This is a genomic window from Frankia sp. CcWB3 (genome assembly GCF_977927595.1).
Map to the genome: position 1 here is coordinate 1 of NZ_CDWRCK010000172.1, position 7,562 is coordinate 7,562.

Sequence of the window (7,562 nt, forward strand, 5' to 3'; positions counted from 1 at the left end):
GGGCGAACTCCGGTGGCCCATACCCGGGGGGCCCATACCGGGGGGGCCCAGCCCGGGCCGGCGGGGGATCCGCCCGCCCGGGCCGGATCAACCTCATGGCGGGTGGCAACGGGCCGCTCGGACTGACCGCTGCCGGGGAGGCGTTCGCCGCCGGGATCCTCGGCCGGCTGCCGGCGCTGATGGCTCTCGGCGCCCCGAGCGTTGCCTCCTACCTGCGACTGGTGCCATCGACGTGGGCGGGTGTCCACGCCTGCTGGGGTCGGGAGAACCGGGAGGCCGCGCTGCGGATGATCCCCGGGCCGCCGGCCGCGGCCGGCCAGGCGGCGAACCTGGAGGTGAAGTCCTTCGACCTTGCCGCGAATCCCTACCTTCTGGTGGCCGGTCTGCTGGCCGCCGGGCAGGCGGGGCTCGCGGCGGCGGCCGCGTTGCCGGAGCCGGTGGGCGTCGACCCGGCCTCGCTCGACCCCGCCGAACGGGCCCGCCGCGGCATCCGGCGCCTGCCCACCAGCCTGGGCGAGGCGGTCGCCGCCTTCGAGGCCGACGAGGTGTTGCACCGCGCCCTGGGACGGGAGCTGCACGACGCGGTCGCCGCCGTCCGGCGCGCGGAGATCGACCGCTTCGCCGAGGCTGACCCGGCTGCCGTCGTCGCGGCGACCCGCTGGCGGTACTGACCCGCCGGCGGTGCTGACCGGGTGTCAGCCCACCCGGCGCAGTCCGGCCGTGGCGGCGGCCCGCTCCAGGTCCTCGACGCCGAAGGCGTCGACCGGGCCAAGCGCGCCGGCGCGGGCGACGGTGCCCGCGGCGAGATGTCCCGCCATCCACGCCATGATCCGAGCGGTGAAGGCATAGGGGTCGCGACCTTCCAGCCGCACGGTGGCGAGTTCCCGGCCGGCGGCGTCCCGGGCGAGCGCGAACACCTGCGCCCCGGCGCGGGCCCGCGCCGCCCGGTCCGGTCCGCGGCCGGTCGTCCGCAGGGCGGACCGGGCGGCGGCGGCCAGCAGCGCCCGGCCCGGCGGGAAACGACGCAGCCCGGACAGGGGGAACGACAGCGCCTGCCCCACACGGATGCCGCGGTCGACGCCGCCGATATACGTCGCGACGTCGGTCAGCGCCGGCGCGAGCCGGGGCAGGGTGAACGGCTCCCCTCCCGACCACAGCACCGCCGGGTGTCCCCGCCGGCCGCCCGACCCGCCGGTGACCTTGCCGGACGACCGGAAGGACCGCACCTCGCGGGCGAGCGGGCGCTCGACGAGGACGCCGCCGCGTAGCACGATGACGGGCTCGGTCAGCGCGGCCAGCAGGGTCGCCCGCGTTCCGCTGCTCATCCCGAGAGCGCCCGTGACGAGGTAGCCGATGTCGAGGCGGCGGGCCTCGCCGCCGGCCGCCTGCAGGGCCAGTGCTCCGGCGAGGTTGCCGGGGACGAAGTCGAAGCCGGCGCCGGGGATCAACGCCGCCCCGGACGCCGCCGCCCGCGGGCCGACCTCGGTGAAGACGTGCCGCAGGAATGCGCCCTCCCCGGAACAATCCAGGTAGTGCGCGCCGACCGCGGCCGCCGCCGCCACGACCGGCCGCCCGAACCGGCGGAACGGGCCCACCGTGGAGACGAGCACGTCCCCGGTGCCGAGCCCGAGCAGGCGGGCCAGCGACGCGCCGCTGGGCGCGCCCCGAGCCTTCGTCCGGTCGGCCGCGTCAGCCACGCCGGCCGGGGTAGTCGCGTCGACCACGGCGGTCCCCAGGCCGTCGTAGGCGGCGGCGAGGGCACGGACCCTGGTCTCCGTGCGGCCGGCGAGGACAGGTCGGTGCCCGACAGCCACGAGTTCTGCGGTCACCAGCCGGCCGGTGTAACCGGTCGCGCCGAACACTACGATACGGGCCGTCATGGGTCCCGACGTTATGCCCATCTGTCGAAGGTGGCCCTTGAGACGTTACTTTGGCGCGTAGCGGCCTGCACACCCCACAATGATGCGCACCCGTCCGAGGAGGCGCGTGTGCGTAAGGTACTGGTTGCAAATCGTAGTGAGATCGCCGTCCGTGTTTTCCGAGCTGCTCAGGAACTGGGCCTGCGCACGGTGGCGGTCTACACGCCCGAAGACGTTTCCGCGCTGCACCGGACAAAGGCGTCCGAGGCCTACGAGATCGGTGGCCCCGGGCACCCGGTGCGCGGATACCTGGACATCGACGCCCTGCTCGCCGTGGCCAAGCAGGCGGAGGCCGACGCGCTGCACCCCGGCTACGGCTTCCTGTCGGAGTCGGCGGTGCTCGCCGAGGCGTGCGCCACCGCCGGCATCACCTTCGTCGGACCGCCCCCGGCGGTCCTGCGGCTGACCGGGGACAAGGTCGCCGCCCGGGACGCCGCGCTGGCCGCCGGGCTGCCGGTGCTGCGCGCCTCGGTGCCGCTGCCGGACGGCGCCGGGGCGCTCGCCGCCGCCGAGGAGGTCGGCTTCCCGCTGTTCGTCAAGGCCTCCGCCGGTGGCGGGGGGCGCGGCCTGCGGCGGGTGGAACGCCTCGCCGACCTCGCCGACGCGGTGGCGAGCGCGTCCCGGGAGGCCGCCGCCGCCTTCGGGGACGGCACGATCTTCCTGGAGCAAGCGGTGGACCGGCCGCGCCACATCGAGGTCCAGATCCTGGCCGACGCCTACGGCAACATCATCCATCTGTACGAGCGGGACTGCTCGGTGCAGCGCCGGCACCAGAAGGTCGTGGAGATCGCCCCGGCGCCGCGGCTCGATGAGGCGGTCCGGGCGAGCATCTGCGCCGACGCGGTGCGGTTCGCCCGGCATGTCGGCTATGTCAATGCGGGCACGGTCGAGTTCCTTCTCGGCGCCGACGACCGGTACACGTTCATGGAGATGAATCCCCGGATCCAGGTCGAGCACACGGTCACCGAGGAGGTCACCGGGGTTGATCTGGTTGCGGCGCAGCTGCGGATCGCCGACGGGGAGAGCCTGGCCGGCCTCAACCTCGCCCAGGAGCAGATCGTCCTGCGCGGTACCGCCATCCAGTGCCGGGTCACCACCGAGGATCCCTCGGACGGCTTCCGGCCCGACACCGGGACGATCAGCTTCTACCAGTCACCCGGCGGTCCGGGGGTGCGCCTCGACGGCGCCACGTACCCGGGGGCCGAAGTCAGCCCGTACTTCGACTCGTTGCTGGTGAAGCTGACGACCCGGGGTAACACGCTGGAGAAGGCGGCGCGGCGCGCCCGGCGGGCGCTGAACGAGTTCCGGGTCCGCGGGGTGCGTACGAATATCGACTTCCTGGTGCGGCTCCTCGCCGACCCCGGCTTCCTCGCCGGCGGGGTGAGCACGTCGTTCATCGACGAACGGCCGGAGCTGCTCGCTCCCGGCAAGGGGACGGACCCGACCAGCCGGCTGCTGGCTCGCCTCGCCGAGAGCACGGTGAACGGATTCCTGCTCCCGGCGGTCGCCCTGGCCGACCCCCGGGAGCTGCTGCCGCCCGCGCCCGCGCAGGTGGCGGCGCCCCGCGGCACGGCGCCCGGCGGCACGCAGCTGCCGGCGGGATCCCGGCAGCTGCTGACGGAGCTCGGGCCGGCGGGCTGGGCGGCGTGGCTGCGCGCCCAGGGGGCGCTGGCCGTCACCGACACCACCTTGCGTGACGCCCACCAGTCGCTGCTGGCCACGAGGCTGCGCAGCTTCGACATCCTGGCGGCCGCCCCGTCGTACGCCGCGCTGACGCCGAACCTGCTGAGCCTGGAGGCCTGGGGCGGGGCGACCTACGACGTCGCGCTGCGCTTTCTCGCGGAGGATCCGTGGGAGCGGCTCGCTGCGCTGCGCCAGGCCGCACCGAACATCTGCCTGCAGATGCTGCTGCGGGGGCGCAACGCGGTCGGGTACACCCCCTACCCGGACGACGTCGTCCGGGCGTTCGTCGCCGAGGCCGCGGCGACCGGCGTCGACATCTTCCGGATCTTCGACGCGCTGAACGACATCGAGCAGATGCGCCCGGCGATCGAGGCGGTGCTCGGTACCGGGGCGATCGCCGAAGGGACGCTCTGCTACACCGGTGACCTCTCCGATCCGGCGGAGCGGATCTACACCCTCGACTACTACCTGCGCCTCGCCGAACAGCTCGTCGAGGCGGGTGTGCATGTGCTCGCCGTGAAGGACATGGCGGGACTGCTGCGCCCGGCGGCGGCGGCCACGCTGGTGACGGCCCTGCGGGAGCGTTTCGACCGGCCCGTCCACCTGCACACCCACGACACCGCGGGCGGCCAGCTCGCCACCCTGCTCGCGGCGTCCGCGGCCGGGGTGGACGCGGTGGACGCCGCCGCCGCGCCGATGTCCGGCGGCACCAGCCAGGTCAACATGTCCGCGTTGGTGGCGGCGACCGACCACACTCCCCGGGCGACCGGCATCGCGCTGCCCGCGCTGTCCGCGATGGAGCCGTACTGGGAGGCCGTGCGCGACCTCTACGCCCCGTTCGAGGCGGGGCTGCGGGCCCCGACCGGGGCCGTGTACCGGCACGAGATTCCCGGCGGCCAGCTGACGAACCTGCGTCAGCAGGCGATCGCGCTGGGGCTGGGGGACCGGTGGGCCGAGGTCACCGAGTGCTACGCGATCGCCAACGAGCTGCTCGGCAAGCCGATCAAGGTGACGCCGACCAGCAAGGTCGTCGGTGACCTGGCGCTGTTCATCGCCGGCGGATCCGTCGACGTGGACCGGTTGCGTGCGCATCCCGAGGAGTTCGACCTGCCGGCCAGCGTGCTCGGCTACCTCGCAGGTGAACTCGGCACGCCGCCGGCCGGCTTCGCCGAACCGTTCCGGGAACGGGCGCTGGCCGGGCGCCGCCCGGCGCCGCCGTTCGTCGACCTCGACGCGGCGGACGCCGCCGAGCTCTCTTTCCCGGGGACCCGGCGGCGGGCGGCCCTGTCCAGGCTGCTCTTCCCCGGCCCGTGGAAGGACTACCTGCGGGCGGTGGACGCCTACGGGGACTCCTCCGTGGTCCCGACCGACGGCTTTTTGTACGGGCTGCGGCCCGGCGTTCCGCTCACCGTCACCTTGGAGCCCGGGGTGGAGATCATCGTGGAGCTGGAGACGCTCTCCAAACCGGACGACTCCGCGATGCGCACCCTGTACCTGCGGGTCAACGGCCAGCCCCGGCCGGTGCGGGTCCGGGACGCGTCCATCACGGCCACCACCACGGTGGCCCGTCGGGCGGACCTCGCCGATCCGAACCAGGTGGGCGCCGGGCTGCCCGGCATCGTCACGTTCAGCGTCGCGGTGGGCGACACGGTGACGAAGGGCCAGCGGCTGGCGGTGGTGGAGGCGATGAAGATGGAGGCCGCGGTGACCAGCCCGGTGGGCGGGACCGTCGTGGAGCTCGTCCGCTCCAGCGGCGACTCCGTCGAGGTCGGTGACCTGCTGCTTATTCTGCGTTCCTGATTACGCTGCGTTCCTGATTACGCTGTGTCCCTGATCCCGCCGGTCGGGTTCTGCCTCCGCGGGGGTGTCGTGGCCGGGAGCGTCCCGGCCACGTCCCCCGCCTCCCGGCCCGGGCGGAAGACCCAGGCGCGCAGTAGAAGGAACCGGATGACCGTGGAGGCCAGGTGCGCCAGCACCAGCACGGAGAGTTCAATGCCGCGGCCGGGGTTCGTGCTCGCCGCGTGCAGGAGCGCGAGCGAACCGCTGGTCAGGCCGAGGCCGACGGCGAACACCACCAGGCCCTGCAGATGGTGGCGACCGGCGCGCTCCGGACCGGTGAGACCGAAGGTCAGCCGCCGGTTCGCCGGGGTGTTCGCAACCGCCGTGAGAAGCAGCGACAGCAGGTTCGCGACCTGCGCCCCGGTGACTGTCCGCAGCAGGACGAAGAGCACCAGATAGGACAGCGTGCTGGCGATCCCGATCGCGGCGAATCGCAGGAGCTGACCGGTGAGTCCCTTCGGTACCCCCGGGACCTCGACGGCCTTGCCCTCCTCGGCGTGGCCGGCGGTGAGCGGGCCTCGGCCGAACTCCTGGTGCAGCCTGGCGAGCGGTAGCTTTCCGCTGCCGAACGCCCGCAAGAGGCGGACCACACCCTTCAGGTCAGCGATGGCCGTGGCGAGCACGTCGACGCGGCTGTCCGGATCATCGATCCAGTCGACCGGGATCTCGTGGATGCGCATTCCGGCCCGTTCGGCCAGGACGAGCAGCTCGGTGTCGAAGAACCAGCCGCTGTCTTCCACCAAGGGCAGCAGGCCTGCCGCGGCGTCGGCGCGGATCGCCTTGAAGCCGCACTGCGCGTCGGAGAACCGGGCCGCCAGTGTTCTGCGGAGGATCAGGTTGTAGCAGCGGGAGAGCACCTCCCGGCGCGGTCCCCGCACGACCCGGGAGGCGGGGGAGAGCCGGGTGCCGATCGCGAGATCCGAGTGGCCGCTGATGAGCGGGGCCACCAGGGGCAGCAGCGCGGCGAGGCCGGTCGACAGGTCGACGTCCATGTAGGCGAGCACCGGTGCGGGCGAGATGCCCCAAGCCGCCCGCAGTGCCCGGCCGCGGCCCTTGGCTTCGAGGTGGATCGCGGCGACCTCGGGGAGCTCCTTCTCCAACGCCTGGGCGATGACCGAGGTGCCGTCGGTGCTGGCGTTGTCGGCGATCGTGATCTGAAAGGGGTACGGGAACGTCCCGGTCAGGTGGGCGTACAGCCGTCGGACGCAGGGAGCGAGGTCGTTCTCCTCGTTGTATACGGGGATGACGACGTCCAGCATCGGGCGCGGACGGCCGCCGTCCGGCCCGAGCCATCTAGGCTGATGATGTTGAACGGAAATGCTCGCTCCGGTGCTCCCGGTCGTCTCGAAGGTCCCGGTCATCCCGGTCATCCCAGAGATCACGGTCGTCGAGGAAGGCATCCGCGTCATCGTCATGCTCTCCACCCTCGGTTCGGGAGCTGTGCCGCTCGTGTGCCGATGCTGTGCGCCTGCTGTGAGCGTCGGCCGGGCTGAGGATCGCCTCGGCGATTGCGGTTGTGGTGCGGAGCGGCGTCAGGTAGTGACGCCGGTGCCCGTCGTGGAGCCGGCGGTGGCGCCGGTCTTCGGTGCGGTCAGGTCGTAGAGGGTCACGCCGTCGACCGTCTTCGAGGTGAAGTTCTCCGTCACCCAGCTGGAGATCTCCCGTGAGGACGAGCTACCGCCGTTGGCCTGACCGAAACCGCCGCCGCCGATGAAATAGTGGATCTTTCCTTCGGCGACGTACTGCTTGAACTGTGCCAGGGTGGGCGAGGGGTCGCTCCCGTTGAACCCGCCGACCGGCATGACCGGGTCCTGGGTCGCGAGCTGGTATCCGGCTGCGCTATTCGAGCCGACCGCGGCGGCGACCCAGGTGTAGGAGTCCGCGTTCTGCCTGAGCAGCTTCACGATCGCGTCGCTGGGAGTGACGGCGCTGAGTAGACCGCCCGGGCCACCGCCCCGGGTCTCCTGCCCGCCGAGGATCCCGTTCCCCAGCACGCTGGTTCCGGTTCCGGCACCACCACCCGCCTGGCCGGGCATCCCGCCCTGGCCGCCGGGCATCTGCTGCCCACCGCCGGGGAAGGCCCCACCGGGGAAGATTCCACCACCCTGTGGGCCAGCCTGC

At 73.0% G+C, this 7,562-nt stretch carries 4 protein-coding genes and 1 pseudogene; 2 read left to right on the forward strand and 3 right to left on the reverse strand.

Annotated elements, in window-relative coordinates; all coding sequences use genetic code 11:
• Positions 1-671: pseudogene (locus ACY5KJ_RS13645) on the forward strand (glutamine synthetase family protein); the annotation flags it as partial.
• Between the two features lie 24 nt (positions 672-695).
• Here the strand turns inward: ACY5KJ_RS13645 and ACY5KJ_RS13650 are convergent.
• Positions 696-1,880, reverse strand: a complete 1,185-nt coding sequence (locus ACY5KJ_RS13650; protein WP_462203507.1) for a saccharopine dehydrogenase NADP-binding domain-containing protein — start codon at positions 1,878-1,880, stop codon at positions 696-698.
• A gap of 108 nt (positions 1,881-1,988) precedes the next feature.
• On the opposite strand from ACY5KJ_RS13650, the gene ACY5KJ_RS13655 reads away from it, so the two are divergent.
• Complete coding sequence (locus ACY5KJ_RS13655) at positions 1,989-5,402, forward strand: pyruvate carboxylase (protein WP_462203508.1); 3,414 nt, start codon at positions 1,989-1,991, stop codon at positions 5,400-5,402.
• Positions 5,403-5,419: 17 nt separating this feature from the next.
• Here the strand turns inward: ACY5KJ_RS13655 and ACY5KJ_RS13660 are convergent, their stop codons facing one another.
• Together ACY5KJ_RS13660 and ACY5KJ_RS13665 are read right to left on the reverse strand one after the other, a co-directional pair.
• Positions 5,420-6,700, reverse strand: a complete 1,281-nt coding sequence (locus ACY5KJ_RS13660) for a bifunctional glycosyltransferase family 2/GtrA family protein (protein WP_462203510.1) — start codon at positions 6,698-6,700, stop codon at positions 5,420-5,422.
• Between the two features lie 273 nt (positions 6,701-6,973).
• Positions 6,974-7,562, reverse strand: a 589-nt coding sequence (locus ACY5KJ_RS13665; RefSeq protein ID WP_462203509.1) for a mannosyltransferase YkcB-related protein, incomplete at its 5' end; no start/stop codon positions are given.

Coding starts and splice junctions, on each gene's coding strand:
- ACY5KJ_RS13650 (WP_462203507.1), bottom strand. CDS start 1,880: ATGACGGCCCGTATCGTAGTGTTCGGCGCGACCGGTTACACCGGCCGG.
- ACY5KJ_RS13660 (WP_462203510.1), bottom strand. CDS start 6,700: ATGCTGGACGTCGTCATCCCCGTATACAACGAGGAGAACGACCTCGCT.